Origin of the sequence: Brevibacterium sp. K72 (genome assembly GCF_050562175.1) — a bacterium.
GTDB classification, from domain to species: Bacteria; Actinomycetota; Actinomycetes; order Actinomycetales; family Brevibacteriaceae; genus Brevibacterium; species Brevibacterium casei.
In genome coordinates, this window is sequence record NZ_CP191582.1 from 2,894,139 (window position 1) to 2,909,836 (window position 15,698).

Below are 15,698 nucleotides of genomic sequence, written 5' to 3' on the forward strand. Positions count from 1 at the left end.
TGAGGTCTGAGGAATACGCGAAGGGGCACCCGGTCGGACCGGGTGCCCCTTCGCGTGGTCGGACCGCGGCTCAGCCGGCGAGGAGCTTCTCGTAGCTGGCGAGCTTGACGCAGGCGACGAGTCCCTCGGCGGCGAGTTCGACATCGCCCAGGCTCGGCATCGTCGGGGCGATGCGGATGACGTTCCCGCCGGGGTCGATCCCGTACGGGTGGGTCGCACCGGCGGGGGTGAGCTTGACCCCGGCCTCGGCGGCGAGCTTGACGATGCGCTCCGCCGTGCCCTCGAGTGTGGTCAGGGTGATGAAGTACCCGCCGTCGGGCTTCGTCCATGTCGCCAGCTCCGTGCCGCCGAGACCGGTCTCGAGGGCGTCGAGGACGGCGTCGAACTTCGGGGCGATGATCTCGGCGTGCTTGCGCATGTGGTCGACGACTCCCTCGGCGTCGCCGAAGAAGCGGAGGTGGCGCAGCTGGTTGACCTTGTCCGGACCGATCGCGATCTTCCCGAGGTTGGCGATGAACCACCTCATCGTCTCCGGCCCGGCCCCGAAGAACGACACCCCGGATCCGGCGTGCGTGATCTTCGATGTCGACGCGAAGATCCAGGGGCGCTCCGGGTGCCCCGCCTCGGCGCAGAGGGAGAGGATGTCGAGGTTCTCGGGATGGTCCTCCCGGAGGTGGTGGAGACCGTAGGCGTTGTCCCAGAGCAGGGTGAAGTCGGGGGCGGCCGCCGGCATCGCCGCCAGCTGCGCGGCACGCTCCGGGGTGATCGTGATGCCGGTCGGGTTGGAGTACATCGGCACGAGCCACATCCCTTTGACGGTCTCGTCCTCGGCGAGGCGCTGAGCTTCGGCGACGATGGGCCCCTCATCGTCCATCGGGATGGAGAGGAGCTCGAAGCCGAGGGATTCGGCGAGCGTGAAGTGACGGTCGTAGCCGGGGACCGGGCAGATGAGCCTGTGCGGTCCCGCACCCCATGGGTCGCCGGAGACGGCGGTGCCGTGGAGGAGGGCGAAGGTGAGCGCCTGGCCCATGAGGGTGAGCGAGGCGTTGCCGCCGGCGAGCAGCTGCTCGGTGGGGACCTTGAGCAGCGGAGAGAAGAGCTCCCGGAGTTCGACGATGCCCTCGATCCCCCCGTAGTTGCGCGCATCGACCCCGCCCGGTGTGCGCACGTCGTCGCCGCTGACCGCGGTGAGGAGGCCGTCTGCGAGGTCGAGCTGCTCGCTTCCGGGCTTGCCGCGGGTGATGTCGAGGCTGAGCCCGCGGGAGGCGAACTCCTCGTAGGCGCGCGAGGCTGCCTCGAGTGCGGACTCGAGGTCGGGGGTAGAGGTCATCGATGCTCCTTCTCGCCGAGGTGTCGGCGCTGGTTCTCGCCGGTCCTCCCATCCTAATCACACGGTGCGACGGGGACCGCTAGAGTTGGATGCCGAGACTCGGCGCCCAGCCCGGAGACGGCGCCGGAACCGGGGGAGAGGAGAGAGCGATGGTCAGGCCCCGCGCCCGCGCCGCTCACGGCACCCGTTTCGGTGCCGAGGCGCACCGCTACGACGCGGTGCGACCCGACTATCCCGCGGACGCCCTCTCCCTCCTCGGACGGGAATGGACGGGCCTCGACGTGTGCGACCTCGGCGCGGGGACGGGGATCCTCAGCCGGCAGCTTCTCGACCGCGGGGCTGCCGTCGTCGCCGTCGACCCCGACGAGGCGGCCCTGCTCCGCAATCCCGCGTCCGGCCGCACAGGCACCGCCGAGGACACGGGTCTGCCGACAGCCTCGTGTGACGTCGTCACCGTCGCCCAGGCCTGGCACTGGTTCGACGAGGCGGCCGCGGCGATCGAGATCGGCCGGATCCTCCGCCCCGGAGGCAGGCTGCTCATCCTCATCAACCAGCTCGACGTCCGCGTCGACTGGGTGCTGCGGCTGAGCCGGATCATGCATGCCGGCGACGTCTACCGCCCCGCCTACGTCCCCGCACCCGACGGCTTCTCCCTCGTCGACCGTGCGGTCATCGACTTCGCCACCCCGCTCGACATCGACGGGATCGTCGACCTCGCCCGCACCCGCTCCTATTGGCTGCGGTCGGATGCGGCGACCCGGGCGCGGGTCGAGTCCAATCTGCGCGGCTACCTCACCGAGGAGCACCCGATCGATGGTGCCGTCGACCTGCCGTACATGTGCCTGGCCTACGTGCTTGAACCGGTGCGGTCCTGACCGGCGGGGCCGCACCTCGTGCGACCCCGCCGGACGGGTGAGGGATTGAGACCCCTCAGAGCCGCTGCTCGTCGTCGGTCTCGATGACCTCGGTGGACTCGACGACCTCGGTCTGCTTCGGCGCCTGGTGCTGGACGCTGATCTTGCGCGGCCGCGCCTCCTCGGCGACGGGGATCGTCAGCGTGAGCACTCCGTCCTCGTAGTCGGCGCGGATGCGGTCGAGGGCGACACGGTTGCCGAGCGTGAGCTGACGGGCGTACGTGCCCGTCGTCCTCTCCCGGGTCAGCCACTTGACGTCCTTGTCGCCCACCGGCGAGGTGCGCTGAGCGCGCACGGTCAGCGTCCGGTCCTCGACGTCGACGTCGATGCTCGACGGTTCGACGCCGGGCATGTCGATCGCGGCGATGAAGACCTCACCGTCACGGTAGAGGTCCATCGGCAGGGTCGTCGCGTTCGGGTTCCGGGTCACCTCGGTGAAGAAGCGGTCGAGGTCGCGGATGGGATCGAATCGGGTGGCCATGGGCATCCTTTCTGCAGGGGTCCTTTACATTGAGTCAATCACACTCAACTTTGAAATCGTCGCGTGCTCATGGAACTCTCAACGAATATGAGCCTGTCTCCGATCCTACTCGCGCTCGTCCCGGTCGTCGTCCTCATCGCCGGCGGCCGGGCGCTGCGTGCCGTGCCGATGTTCGGCGCCGCCGAGTTCTGGTCCGGGGCCGAGAGGCTCGCGTACTACTGCCTCCTCCCCGTCCTCCTCTTCGCCTCCGTCGCCGAGGTGGACGTCTCCCACGTCCCGCTCCTGCCGCTGACGGCGGCGCTCGTCATCCCCACCGTCCTCGTCTCCCTCGCCCTCGTCGTACTCAGGTCCGTGGTCGCGCAGGATCTCCCGTCCTTCACCTCGGTCCTCCAGGGCGGGATCCGGTTCAACACGTACGTCGGCCTGTCGATTTCTGCGAGCCTCTTCGGGTCCGAGGGGGCGGCCCTGGCCGCGATCGTCGCTGCCATCCTCGTGCCCACGGTCAACATCGTCTCGAGCCTCGGGTTCGCTCTGCTGCGGACCGGCCCGCGGACGGCTCTCGGGATGCTGCGCGTCGTCGCGACGAACCCCCTCGTCCTCGGGTGCGCAGCCGGGGGAGTGTGGAACCTCGTCGGGGTGCCGGTGCCCGACCTTGCCTCTGCGGTCCTCGACCCGCTCGCCGCAGCGGCCCTGCCGATCGGGCTGCTGTGCGTCGGCGCGGGGCTGCGCCGATTCTCGCTGCGCGACCACGCAGGAGCGCTCATCACCTCGACCGTGGCCAAGCTCGTCGTCCTTCCGGGCCTCAGCCTCGCCGCCCTCGTCGTCACCGATGCGCCCCCGGTCGCCGCGGCGGTGGGGCTGATCTTCCAGGCGATCGCGACCGCGAGCTCCGGCTATGTCATGTCCCGTCAGCTCGGCGGCAACTCCGAGCTCATGGCCGCGCTCATCGCCGTGCAGACGGTCCTCATGCTCCTCACCCTGCCCCCGGTCCTCCTCCTCGCCCAGGTCGTCCTCGGGGCATGAGAAGACGGCCGGCCCCCGGGAAGGGGACCGGCCGTCGTCTCAGTGGAAGGAGGCGGTGCTCACTCGCTCTCGGCGGTGATGTCGGGGTGACGCGAGCCGAGGGCGTTGTCGATCGAGAGCAGACCCGAGCCGCTGTCGCCGACGATCTCGAGGCGGCCGATGATCTCGCTGATGCTCGCCTCCTCCTCGACCTGCTCGTCGATGAACCAGTTGAGCAGCGGCAGGACGTCGAGGTCGCCTTCGGACTGCGCGGTCCGGTAGATGTTGCGGATCGACTCGGAGACCTTCTCCTCGTGCGCGAGAGCGGCCTTGAAGAAGTCGAGCGGACGCGAACCCGAGACCTTCGGGGCGGCGATGTCGCCGATCTGCGGGGCGAAGCCGCGATCGACGCAGTGCTGGATGAACTTCGCCGCGTGGACCTGCTCCTCCTCCGACTGTGCGCGCATCCACCGGGTCATGCCCGGCAGGTCCTGATCGTCGAGCTGGATCGACATCTGCAGGTAGACCATCGAGGCCTCGAGCTCGAGCGTGACCTGCTCGCCGAGGACCTTCTGCATTGCGGGGCTCATGTGCATGTGCATCTCCTAAAGGCTGTGGCCGGCGGCGGTCTGCCGCCCGCGTCCAGACTATCGTGACACCATTTCTGGAACCGTTCCAGTGTGGAAAGGCTCGGCAAACAGTGCTGAGGCAAGCCGAACCTTCGAGGTCAGGACAGGTCCTGCGGGCCTGCGGCGGGGATCTCAGGGTGGCTGGCGCTCACTCGGGTGGCCTGCTCGAACGCGTGGGCGATGGACAGGAGGCGGACGTCGTCGCCGGGCTGGGCGACGAACTGGACCCCGACGGGCAGGCCCGAGTCGGAGAAGCCGGCGGGAACCGAGATCGCCGGGCAGCCGGTCGCGGAGATCAGACACAGCGCCCGCATCCAGTCGAGATAGGACTCCATCGCCACGCCGTCGATCTCCGTGGGGTACTCGAGGCCCGTGTCGAAGGGCAGGACCTGGCAGGTCGTGAGGACGAGGACGTCGTGATCGGCGAAGAACCCCTCGACCTCGGCGCTGAGCCGGGCGCGCGCGGTCTCGGCCGAGGCGACCTCGGCGCCGGTGAGGCGCAGACCCTGCTCGATGTTCCACACGACGGAGTCCTTCATCCGGTCCCGCTCCGTCTCGAGGAGGGAGCCCCAGAAGCCGACGAAGTCGAGGGCGCGGCGGACGGTGAAGACCTCGTCGGCGTCGCTGAGGTCGGGGATCGTGTCCGCTACCCGGGCGCCGAGTCCTGAGAGGACCGCAGCGGTGCCGGAGACGATCTCCCGCACCTCAGGATCGAGGGGGAGGAGGCCTCCGAGGTCGGGGCTGAAGCCGATCCGCACCCCGGTGAGCTGCGGGTCCGCCTCGGCGCCGAGGCGGAACTCGGGGAGGTCGAAGACGGACCCGGGGTCGGGCAGGGAGGCCGGTGCACCCGGTTCGGGTCCGGAGGCGACGCTCATGAGGAGGGCGACGTCGGAGACGGTGCGGGCCATGAACCCGCTCTGGGCCAGCCACGCGAAGGGATTGCCCGGACGGGTGTGGGGGATCCGTCCGTTCGAGGGGCGGAAGCCGACGACGTTGTTGAAGGAGCCGGGCGAGCGCAGGGATCCGCCCATGTCGGATCCATCCCCGGAGGCCTGGATGCCCGCGGCCAGGGCGGCCCCGACCCCACCCGAGGAGCCCGAGGCCGATTTCGTGAGGTCGTAGGGGTTGCGTGTGGTGCCGAAGACGGGGTTGAAGGTGTGGGAGCCTGCGGCGAACTCGGGCACGTTCGTCTTCCCCGAGGTGATCACCCCGGCCCGGCGGAGGCGGGCGATGATGAGCGAGTCGGCCTCGGGTACCCGATCGGCCATGATCGGCGAACCCCACGTCGTGCGCATGCCCGCCGTGTCGTGGGTGTCCTTATGGGTCATCGGCACCCCGTGGAGGACGCCGACCTCCTCTCCGGCTGCGAGCGCTTCGTCGGCGGCAGTGGCCTCGGCCATGGCGCGGTCGTCGTCGCGGGTGACGACGGCGTTGATCGCCGGGTTGACCTCGTCGATGCGGCGCAGCTGAACGGTCAGGGCCTCCCTGGCTGAAATCTCCTTCGCAGCGATCCTCGCCGCGAGCTCACGGGTGCTCAGCCACCTCAGGTCGTCCATGCCGCTCACTTCCCGACCCGGCTGAGCACGGCGGTCAGGGCCGCCCGCAGGCCGGTCTCGAGCGTCGTCGGCACGTCGTCGGGGGCGAAGTGCGGGGAGTGGTTGCCGGCCGGGGGTTCGTCGCCGTCGAGGTCGGCGGGGGAGTACCCGCCGAAGAACCAGTAGACGAGGGGGACCCCGATCGCGTCGGCGAAGGCCCCGACGTCCTCGCTGCCGGTGACTGCCGGGACGACATGGACGTGGGCGGAACCGAGTTCGGCCTCGGTCGCGGAGACGAAGGCCGCGGTCGCGTCGGGATCGTTGAAGCAGCGGGGGAAGGAGTGCATCTCCTCAATGATCGGTTCCGGTGCCCCCGATGCCTGCGCCTCGGCGGCGATGATCCGGCGCACCCGGTCGAGGACGGTGTCACGGACATCCTCGTCGAAGGTGCGGATGTTCAGGGTGAACTCCGCGGTCTCGGGGATGATGTTCTCCTTGAGCCCGCCGTGGAAGGTTCCGACGGTGACGACGGCTGCGTCCCGGCCCGAGATCTCGCGGGAGACGACGGTCTGCAGGCGGGTGATCATGAAGGCTCCGAGGACGATCGGGTCGATCGCGTTCTCCGGCTGTGAGCCGTGGGCCTGCCGGCCGCGGACGGTGACGCGCAGGGAATCGGACATCGCCATCGCCGTGCCCGAGGAGACGTAGATGTCGCCGGCACGCCCCGGCCACACGTGCTGGCCGTAGACGACCTCGGGGGTGGCGACGGTCTCCCAGAGACCGTCCTCGAGCATCGCCTTCGCACCCGCCGCGGTCTCCTCACCGGGTTGGAAGAGGAGGACGACGGTGCCCGACCAGGCCTCCCGGTGGGCGGTGAGCACACGGGCGAGGTGGAGGCCGACGGTGATGTGCGTGTCATGCCCGCACCCGTGCATGACCGGGGTCCGCGTGCCGTCGGGGAGAACGCCTTCGGCGGTGGAGGAGTAGGGCAGGCCCGTGTCCTCGGCGATGGGCAGCCCGTCGGTGTCGGCACGGTAGGCGACGACGGGTCCCTCGCCGTTCTCGATGACTGCGACGACCCCGGTGCCGCCGAAGGCCTGCGGTACGAGGCCGAGGGCCTCGAGCTCGTCGGCGATCGCCTTCGCGGTCTCGATCTCCTGCATCGAGAGCTCCGGGGAGCGGTGGAAGTCCTCGTAGTCGGCGACCGCCTCGGCGAGGGTGTCGGTGATCGCGGTGGCGATCTCGGTGTTCAGCGACATGGTGTCCTTGTCTCTCGCAGGGTCAGGGTCTCATGGGTCACGGTCTCAGTTGATGCCGGTTGGATCGTCACCCGGGTCGCGGACGTCGGTGACCGCCTTGTTCCTCGTGAACCACGTGATGATGATCGTCACGAGGACCACGATAGCGACGTCCCCGGGGGCGAGGACGGGGACGATCGGAATGAGGACGAGGATGACGAGGGCGGCGACGGTGAGCGCGATGATCGTCGCCTTGACCTGCCGGAGCGAGACGATGAGCTGGATGGTCACCCCGCCGAGGATCGCCGGGAGGATGTAGAGCTGGGCGATGAGCGTGATGCCCTCGGGGATGATCGTCACCAGCCAGGTGCCGAGGACGCCGACGAAGAGGACCATGGAGAAGACGTGGATGAGGGCGGCACCGCAGATCGCCATCGTCGCCGCATACTCGCCTCGTCGGGTCCCCGGCTTCGCCCCGATCGTGTCCTGAGCGACGATCGCCGAGGGGAGGAGCTTGTTGGCGATGTTGCCGATCATGAACGCCTGGTACATCCCGGCCGGGCCGAGGATCGGGTAGTAGGTGAGCGGTTCGACGATGTAGAAGACGCCGTAGACGGCGAAGACGGCGAGGAATGCCGTGAGGATGTCGCCGACGGTGATGTCGGCCTGCGCGACGAAGAGGAGATAGAACGGCACCGAGGTGGCGATGAGGAACCCGGCGAAGAGCGTGATCGAGCCCCACTTCGTCGTCGTCCTCTCGAACGCCTCGTGGGAAGGTGTGGTGATGGAAGGCGGCATGGTCGGGCTCCTCTGTGCGGGTCGATCAGCTCGGGGCGACGCCGAGACCGGCGTAGTGGGCGAAGTAGGCGGCGACGAGTCCGGCGAGCACGGCGATCCCCAGCGCCCACTCCTTGAGCCAGGACTGGCGCAGGGTGCGGGCGAGGAGGAGGCAGACGGCCATGACGGCGGCGGACGCGGCGATCGCGATGATGTGGGTCGGCGACTTGGGGATCTCTCGGAAGGTCAGGGCCGCGAAGGCGGCCAGCAGTGCGGCCCCGGGGATGATCGACATGAGCGCGGGATTGACCTTCTCGAGCCTGTGGGAGCTGCGGCGGAAGATCGGGGTGAGGATGAGCGTGGCGAGCATCCACCCCGCCCCCGAGAGGCTCATCGCCATGAGCGCGACGATGAAGACGCCGCGGGTGAACGTCGCATCGCCGAGATTCGCCCCCATCGTGCCCGCCGCGATCGAGGCGGAGGCGACCTCGGTGGCGGCCGAGCCGATGAGGCCGACGCGGACGATGACCGGGGGAGTGCCGAAGAGCGGCAGGAGGGCGATCGCGACGAGGACGACGGCCAGCGACGGCCCGATCGCCGCGACGCCTCCGGCCCGGAAGGCCCGCGTCACCTCGGCCTGGGTCATCCCCGCCGACTCCGCGTTCCTGCGCACTGCGGACATGTAGATGAGCGACTGGACCACGACGACGCCCATGACCGCGAGTGCGAGGATCCAGAGCAGAGGGGCGTTCGCCAGGGGCAGGTAGTCGGCAGTGCCGCTCGACGTCACCATCGTCGGACTCCTCACGCCGTCGTGAATGCCTTGTCAGAGCAACATAACCCGAATCCGGCAGGTCTCACAGTGTTCTCTCAGGATTTCCCACCTGATGAGAACCCGTGTCACCCGATCGTGCCCGTGGGAGAATCGGGCCATGCCCGATCCCGTCATCGACGCCCAGCTCGATTGTGCCGAGCGGTGCTGGGTCACGGCCCTCGGTCGTCTCGGCGCCGAGGCGGTCGACCGTCCCAGCGGATGCGCGGGGTGGACGAACCGGGACCTCGTCAACCACCTCGTCGGCGGGGGACTGCGCTACGCGATGCTCCTGCGGCAGGAGGATCCGGCAGCGGTCGAGGCGACGAGAGCCGATGACCACCTCGGCGAGGATCCGCTCGTCGCGTTCTGGGAACGCGAACGGGATTTCCGGGCGAGTGCGGGGGAGTGCGACCTCGACCGCGATGTCGCCCACCGGATCGGACCGATCTCCGGCCATCAGCTCGTGCGGATGCGGATCCTCGAACTCACGCTTCACGCCGCCGACCTCTCGACGGGAACGGGTCATGCCTGGCCGATCGAGGAGTCGCTGGCCGAGTGGATCGAGTCCGAGCTCGGCGACCTCATCGTCTCGCTCGGCGCGACCGGCGGGTACGCTCCGCCTCGGGAGGCAAGCGCGTCCGTCACCGCTGCCGAGCGCGTGCTCCTGCTCTCCGGACGCACCCCCTGATCACGACGACCGGGCATTATCACCGCGGACGAGGACCTTGTCCCGTTCAGGATCGGCGAAGATCAGCGTGAGCAGCGCGCTGAGCGCGGCGGCGACGCCGAGGACCTGGAACGCGGTCGCGTAGCCGTCGCCGGGGCTCGCGGCGGCGTCGACGATGAGTCCGGTGACGTACGGGCCGATGAGACCGCCGATGGCCATGAGCGCGAGGAAGATGCCGAGGGTGCCCGCTGTCTGTTCGGGCGGGCAGATCTCGGAGACCGCGGCGTTGGAGAGCGGGAGGACGACGACCCCGACACCGTAGCCGATCGAGACGATCGCGACGGCCGCGGCCGGGTTCTCGATCGAGGGGAGGAGGAAGAGGATCCCGCCACCGACGATGACGAGCAGGGACGGTCCGACGATGCGGACGAACCGGGAGGACCACCCGCGGGCGAGGAGGAAGTCGGAGAGGAGGGTGCCGCCGATGAGGCTGATGAGGCCGACGACCGAGGGGATCGCGAGCATCGAACCGGCCTCGAGGCGACTGAAGCCGAGCCCGACCTCGAAGTAGGACGGCAGCCAGGTGAGGACGACCGTGACGAGGGCGTAGATGCTCGCGACGAGCGGCACCCCGGTGAGGAAGGTGCGAGTGAGCAGGATCCGTGCCCACGGCACCCTGGGCTCGTCGGTGCCGGTGTCCGACGACGTGTTCGTCGGACCGCTCGCCTTCGCGGGGCCGGTCGCCTTCGCGGGGATGTAGGGGCCGACCTTCCAGAGACGCAGCCAGAAGACGCACCAGACGATGCCGATGACCGCCATGGTGATGAGCGCGCTGCGCCACCCGTAGGTCACCGAGAGGTAGGCGAGCAGGGGAGCGAGGACGATCTTCGCGACCGAGGCGGCGCTGGCGAGCAGGGCACCCGGGAAGCCGCGGCGCTCGGTGGGGTGCCACGAATATGCGGCGGTGTGGATGAGCGCAGAGCTCGGTCCTTCGGCGATTCCGAGGAGCATGCGGGAGACGACGAGCACGGCGAAGGTCGCCGAGACGACGAGGGGGAGCATGGCCGCGGCCCAGACGAGGGCGAGGACGAGGAGGACGGTGCGCAGCGACATCCAGCGGTTGAGCGCCCCGGCGAAGAACCCGCCGATCGTGAAGGCGAAGAAGAAGAGGCTGCCGACGAGTCCGATCTGCGCCGCGCTGATGCCGAGTTCGTCCTTGAGGGCCTGGGCGATGATGCCGAAGGCGGCTTTGTCGCCGTAGTTGACGACGTAGAGGACGACGAGCAGGGCGGTGAGCGACCACGCCTTCCGGCGGGACTCGGATCCCGGATGTGTCGTCGTGGCAGGGGGAGTGGGCTGGAGGACCATGAGCTTCCTTGCGTCGTGGAGTCATCCGACCAGCAGTGTGGCCGCGATCACACTCACCTTACTGATCGCACGTTCGAACAGTCAATGGATCCTGTGGGAAGTGAGACCGGAATCGGGGGACTGAGGCAGTCGTCGATCTCAGTACACGCGTAGTCATCCGTGGTCAGGGAGCCGCATCGTACACTGGTGCGCTGATACTCGAGGACGCAGGGGCGAGTGGCATACAGTGCCATATTCTCGCGGGATGCGCGGACCGAGGGCGTCCGTGAACCGCTGATGGCAGATGAATTCTTGACGACGCGTGAACCACAGAGGGCACGTGCACTGCAGACGGCGACGGACGTTCAACGGCGCACGGCGGCGACTGACGGCCGAGGCTCGCCGAGGTGGCGACTGACTGGCGCGTCAGCAGCTGATCTGCTGACGCGAGCTGCCCAGCCAGAGAACGAACTGCCGATGCGAGTCTGCCGACTCGAGGGGATGAGGCCCAATCTGTTTAGTTAACATAATGTATATTATCGGCGCATTGTACAAGGTTGCGCGATACCGCGACAATGCCCGTCACTTCCGCGAGGACGACTGTGGCCGTGGACGGTGCGGCACCGCCCACGGCCACAGGGAGTTCTCTGCAGGTCGAGTTCACCGCAGTTGGCGATCTCGTCAGCGCGAACCGCTCAGTTCGTCACGCTGTATCCGCCGAGTCCGACTTCGCCGGAGTCGCCGCCGTCGTCGGATCCGCCATCACCGTCGTCCGCAGCGCCGTTCTCCTTCGTCAGACCGGCCTTCTCACCGCAGGTCGGCCACGCGCCAGGACCCTGTTCGGCCAGCGTCTTCTGTGCGACGCTGATCTGCTCCTGCTTGCTCGCTTCGTGCGGCATTCCCTCACCGCCGAATGCCTTCCACGTCTGCAGGGAGAACTGCAGGCCGCCGTAGTAGCCGTTGCCGGTGTTGATGCTCCAGTCTCCGCCGGATTCGCATTCGGCGACGCGGTCCCAGACTCCTTCGGACTCGGCGGCCTGTGCCGGTGCGCCCATGCCGACGAGTCCGGCTGCGGCGATCGCTCCGACGCCGGCCAGCAGTGCTGTTCTGCGCAGGTCAGTCGTGGCGAGTTTCACGATGTCATCTCCCGAGGTCGATTGCATTCGGTCCATCGGTCCGGCCGTTACCGAACCGTTATACAACCTAACGAAGATGTACGTTCATGTCCGCCGAGTGCGCGTGGGAATCGGCTCAGAGCTCGGTCACCGTGCCCTGAATGGTCGTGCTCCCCCGTCGACCGATCACTTGTTGAGATCGATGACGTGCCCGGTGAGGCCCGTGTCGTTGGCGTTCGACGAGTTCTCGTCCGCACCGTCGTCGGTGTCGGCACCCTCGCTGTCCGGGGTCTCAGTCAGGGATTCGTCCTCGGTCGTCGAGTCGTCGTCCTTGGGGTCTTCGGGCTGCGGGTCATCGGCCGGTTCCTCAGCCTTGGGCTCCTCAGCCTTGGGCTCGTCCTGCTTCGGCTCGTCGTTCGTCGAGTCCTCGTCCGTCTTCGGTTCGTCCGCCTTCGGCTCTTCGGTCGGCTCGTCGTTCTTCGGTTCCTCAGTCGGTTCGTCCGCCTTGGACTCGTCCTTGGGCTCCTCAGCCTTCGGTTCGTCCTTCTTGGGTTCGTCGGCCCGGCCGTCGTCGGCGGCGCCGTTCTCCTTCGTCAGACCGGCCTTCTTCCCGCACGTCGGCCACGCTCCGGGGCCCTGGACGGCGAGGGTCTTCTGCGCGATGCGGATCTGCTCCTCGCGGCTGGCCTCGTGCGGCATCCCCTCACCACCGAATGCTTTCCACGTCCGCAGGGAGAACTGCAGCCCGCCGTAGTAGCCGTTGCCGGTGTTGATGCTCCAGTCACCGCTCGATTCGCATGCGGCGACGCGATCCCAGACGCTCTTCGCCTCGTCAGCCTGCGAGGGCGCTCCCACGCCGAGGAGTCCGGCTGCGGCCAGTGCGGCGGCACCGACGAGCGCGGCGGTTCGGTGCAGATGAGTCGTGAGGAGTTTCACAGTGGTCGTCTCCGTTGTGAGGTGGACAGGGAAGAAGCCTCGGATGTCACCGAACCCCTGCTCACGGTAATCGACTCCCCCGACCGTGTCCATATCGGGCGTTCAGACGACGGCGCCCTCCCGCACGTATTCGCCGAGGTGGCGTGCCGTGAGCGTCGACCCGTCCGCGATGAGCTCGGCCGGGGTCCCCGCGAAGACGATGCGTCCGCCGTCGTGACCGGCACCGGGACCGAGGTCGATGAGGTGGTCCGCGTGCGCCATGACCGCCTGATGGTGCTCGATGACGATGACCGTGCGTCCGGAGTCGACGAGTCCGTCGAGGAGGCCGAGGAGGTTCTCGACGTCGGCCAGGTGCAGGCCCGTCGTCGGTTCGTCGAGGACGATGACCGAGGCGGCCTCGGCGGCCTTCGCCGACAGGTGGGTGGCGAGTTTGAGCCGCTGCCGCTCACCGCCGGAGAGCGTCGTCAGCGGCTGACCGAGTCTGAGGTAGCCGAGCCCCACATCGACGAGGGTGCGGGCGACCCGCGCCGCCGCGGGCACCTTCGACTCCCCCGCGGAGAAGAAGTCGACCGCCTCGGCTGCGGGCATGTCGAGGACCTCGCGGATGCTGCGGCCCCCGAACGTGTACTCGAGCACGGCGGCCTGGAAGCCCTTGCCCTCGCAGACATCGCACGGTGCGGACATCCCTGCCATGACCCCGAGGTCCGAGTAGATGATCCCCGTGCCGTTGCACACCGGGCACGCGCCTTCGGAGTTCGCGCTGAAGAGCGCGGGCTTGACGCCATTGGCCTTCGCGAAGGCCTTCCGGATCGGGTCGAGCATGCCCGTGTACGTCGCGGGATTCGACCGCCTCGACCCCTTGATCGGGGCCTGGTCGATGACGACGATGCCCTCGCGCCCGACGAGGGAGTCGTGGATGAGCGTGCTCTTGCCGGACCCTGCGACACCGGTGACGACGGTGAGGACGCCGAGTGGGATGTCGACGTCGATGTCGCGGAGGTTGTTGCCGTTCGCTCCCCTGATCTCGAGCGCACCCTCGCCGGTGCGGGTCTCCTCCTTGAGGGAGGCCGTGAACCCGAGGTGCTCACCGGTGCGGGTCCCCGAGGCGCGCAGGCCCTCGACGGTGCCGGTGAAGCAGATCTCGCCCCCGGCGCTGCCCGCACCGGGACCGAGGTCGACGACGTGGTCGGCAATGCCGATCGTCTCCGGTTTGTGCTCGACGACGAGGACCGTGTTGCCCTTGTCCCGGAGCTGGAGGAGCAGCCGGTTCATCGACTCGATGTCGTGCGGGTGGAGGCCGATCGTCGGTTCGTCGAAGACATAGGTGACGTCGGTGAGCGACGAACCGAGGTGGCGCACGAGCTTGATCCGCTGCGCCTCTCCCCCGGACAGCGACCCCGACGACCGCTCGAGGGAGAGGTAGCCCAGCCCGATGTCGACGAAGGCCTGCACCGTCTCGCGCAGGGAGTCGAGGAGCGGGACGACCGTGGGATCGTCGATCTCATCGAGCCAGGTGGAAAGGTCGGAGATCTCCATCGCGCACACCTCGGCGATCGACTTCCCCGCCAGCAGCGACGACCGTGCGGCGGCATTGAGCCGGGTCCCCTGGCATTCCGGGCAGACGGTGAAGACGACGGCCCGGTCGACGAACTCGCGGATGTGCTTCTGCATGCCGTCGCGGTCCTTCGAAAGGAATGAACGGTTGATCCGCGGGATGAGACCGTCATAGGTCATGTTCGTCCCGTTGATGACGATCTTCTCGCCCTCGAGGTGGAGCAGGGCATGGCGTTCGGACTCGGTGAACTCGCCCACCGGTTTGTCGGGGTCGAAGAGCCCCGACTCCGAGTAGAACCGCACCGACCACCCGCCGACCTTGAACCCGGGGATCGTGATCGCCCCGTCGTTGATCGACTTCGACTCGTCGACGATCTCACTGATGTCGATGTCGGTGGCCGTGCCCATGCCCTCGCAGTGCGGGCACATGCCGCCGTTGACGGTGAAGGTGCGCCGCTCGACCTCCTTCGTCTCCCCCTTCTCGATCGTCACCGCTCCCTTGCCGCTGATCGTCGCGACGTTGAACGAATACGCGTTCGGAGACCCGAGGTTCGGTTCGGCGAGGCGGGAGTAGAGGATCCGCAGCTTCGCGTTGATGTCGCTGACAGTGCCGACGGTCGAGCGCGGATTCGATCCGATCCGCTCCTGGTCGACGAGGATCGCCGTCGTCAGGCCCGAGAGGACGTCGACGTCGGGCCGGGCCATCGTCGGCATGAACCCTTGGACGAAGGCGCTGTAGGTCTCGTTGATCATCCGCTGGGACTCGGCGGCGATCGTGCCGAAGACGAGCGAGCTCTTGCCGGAGCCGGAGACCCCGGTGAAGACGGTGAGTCGGCGTTTGGGCACGTCGACGGAGACGTCCTTGAGGTTGTTCTCCCTCGCCCCGCGCACCTGGATGAGGTCGTGGCTGTCCGCTGGCTGAGTCATCGGCGCCTCACGCCCGCTGCTGGATGCGGATCATGTTCCCGGCGGGATCGCGCAGAGCGCAGTCGCGCAGTCCGTAGGGCTGGTCCATCGGCTCCTGCACGATATCGGCGCCCTTGGCCTCCACCTCGGCGAAGGCGGTGTCGACGTCGGGGCTGGCGAGGACGATCGCGGCATAGCTGCCCTTGGCCATGAGCGAGTCGATGGCCGCCCGTTCGGATTCGCTCACGGTGGGGTCGACGACGGCGGGGGTGAGCACGATCGACGTGTCGGGCTGGCCGGAGGGGCCGACGGTGATCCACCGCATCTGTCCCTCCCCCACATCGAGGCGGACGTCGAAGCCGAGGACGTCACGGTAGAAGGTCAGCGACGCCTCGGCGTCGACGTGCGGCAGGAAGCTGGCGTTGATCGAGATGTCCATGCCCTCATCCTAGA

The 15,698-nt window shown here is 68.3% G+C and carries 15 protein-coding genes; 3 read left to right on the plus strand and 12 right to left on the minus strand.

Going from position 1 to position 15,698, the window contains the following annotated elements:
- Positions 1 to 70: 70 nt before the first annotated feature.
- Complete coding sequence (locus ACQ1RG_RS13075; protein ID WP_009375734.1) at positions 71 to 1,330, minus strand: aminotransferase; 1,260 nt, start codon at positions 1,328 to 1,330, stop codon at positions 71 to 73.
- A 149-nt stretch (positions 1,331 to 1,479) separates the two neighbouring features.
- Between ACQ1RG_RS13075 and ACQ1RG_RS13080 the strand changes: the two genes are divergently transcribed.
- Entirely contained in the window at positions 1,480 to 2,205 is a 726-nt protein-coding gene (locus ACQ1RG_RS13080) for a class I SAM-dependent methyltransferase (RefSeq protein ID WP_009375736.1), read from the plus strand.
- Between the two features lie 55 nt (positions 2,206 to 2,260).
- On the opposite strand, the gene ACQ1RG_RS13085 is transcribed toward ACQ1RG_RS13080, so the two are convergent.
- Positions 2,261 to 2,725, minus strand: a complete 465-nt coding sequence (locus tag ACQ1RG_RS13085) for an Hsp20/alpha crystallin family protein (RefSeq protein ID WP_009375738.1) — start codon at positions 2,723 to 2,725, stop codon at positions 2,261 to 2,263.
- A gap of 87 nt (positions 2,726 to 2,812) precedes the next feature.
- On the opposite strand from ACQ1RG_RS13085, the gene ACQ1RG_RS13090 reads away from it, so the two are divergent.
- On the plus strand, positions 2,813 to 3,748 hold the full coding sequence (locus ACQ1RG_RS13090) for an AEC family transporter (protein ID WP_193338342.1): 936 nt from the start codon (positions 2,813 to 2,815) through the stop codon (positions 3,746 to 3,748).
- 59 nt (positions 3,749 to 3,807) lie between these two features.
- On the opposite strand, the gene ACQ1RG_RS13095 is transcribed toward ACQ1RG_RS13090, so the two are convergent.
- From ACQ1RG_RS13095 to ACQ1RG_RS13115, 5 genes are all read right to left on the minus strand, one after another.
- Positions 3,808 to 4,323, minus strand: a complete 516-nt coding sequence (locus tag ACQ1RG_RS13095) for a ferritin (protein ID WP_040341019.1) — start codon at positions 4,321 to 4,323, stop codon at positions 3,808 to 3,810.
- Positions 4,324 to 4,454: 131 nt separating this feature from the next.
- Positions 4,455 to 5,912: an amidase gene (locus tag ACQ1RG_RS13100; RefSeq protein WP_430600155.1), complete on the minus strand. Its 1,458-nt coding sequence runs from the start codon at positions 5,910 to 5,912 to the stop codon at positions 4,455 to 4,457.
- A gap of 5 nt (positions 5,913 to 5,917) precedes the next feature.
- Complete coding sequence (locus tag ACQ1RG_RS13105; protein ID WP_009375745.1) at positions 5,918 to 7,150, minus strand: amidohydrolase; 1,233 nt, start codon at positions 7,148 to 7,150, stop codon at positions 5,918 to 5,920.
- 45 nt (positions 7,151 to 7,195) lie between these two features.
- Positions 7,196 to 7,927 carry a hypothetical protein gene (locus ACQ1RG_RS13110; protein ID WP_009375746.1) on the minus strand — a complete coding sequence of 244 codons (732 nt, stop codon included), beginning with the start codon at positions 7,925 to 7,927 and terminating at the stop codon, positions 7,196 to 7,198.
- 25 nt (positions 7,928 to 7,952) lie between these two features.
- A complete protein-coding gene (locus ACQ1RG_RS13115) occupies positions 7,953 to 8,699 on the minus strand; it encodes a DUF5058 family protein (RefSeq protein ID WP_430600156.1) in 747 nt (248 codons plus the stop codon).
- 139 nt (positions 8,700 to 8,838) lie between these two features.
- On the opposite strand from ACQ1RG_RS13115, the gene ACQ1RG_RS13120 reads away from it, so the two are divergent.
- Positions 8,839 to 9,408 (plus strand): maleylpyruvate isomerase family mycothiol-dependent enzyme, encoded by a 570-nt coding sequence (locus ACQ1RG_RS13120; RefSeq protein ID WP_063250924.1) that lies wholly within the window; start codon positions 8,839 to 8,841, stop codon positions 9,406 to 9,408.
- Here the strand turns inward: ACQ1RG_RS13120 and ACQ1RG_RS13125 are convergent, their stop codons facing one another.
- The 5 genes from ACQ1RG_RS13125 to ACQ1RG_RS13145 all read right to left on the minus strand — a co-directional run bounded on the left by ACQ1RG_RS13125 (position 9,409) and on the right by ACQ1RG_RS13145 (position 15,684).
- The gene (locus tag ACQ1RG_RS13125) at positions 9,409 to 10,755 is read right to left on the minus strand and encodes an MFS transporter (RefSeq protein WP_430600157.1); all 1,347 of its coding nucleotides are present in this window, start codon (positions 10,753 to 10,755) and stop codon (positions 9,409 to 9,411) included.
- A gap of 674 nt (positions 10,756 to 11,429) precedes the next feature.
- The gene (locus tag ACQ1RG_RS13130; RefSeq protein ID WP_276097487.1) at positions 11,430 to 11,870 is read right to left on the minus strand and encodes a transglycosylase family protein; all 441 of its coding nucleotides are present in this window, start codon (positions 11,868 to 11,870) and stop codon (positions 11,430 to 11,432) included.
- A gap of 165 nt (positions 11,871 to 12,035) precedes the next feature.
- Entirely contained in the window at positions 12,036 to 12,785 is a 750-nt protein-coding gene (locus ACQ1RG_RS13135) for a transglycosylase family protein (protein WP_276097488.1), read from the minus strand.
- Between the two features lie 102 nt (positions 12,786 to 12,887).
- A complete protein-coding gene (locus ACQ1RG_RS13140) occupies positions 12,888 to 15,266 on the minus strand; it encodes an ATP-binding cassette domain-containing protein (RefSeq protein ID WP_009375759.1) in 2,379 nt (792 codons plus the stop codon).
- A gap of 7 nt (positions 15,267 to 15,273) precedes the next feature.
- Positions 15,274 to 15,684, minus strand: a complete 411-nt coding sequence (locus ACQ1RG_RS13145) for a VOC family protein (RefSeq protein WP_009375761.1) — start codon at positions 15,682 to 15,684, stop codon at positions 15,274 to 15,276.
- Positions 15,685 to 15,698 lie beyond the last annotated feature (14 nt).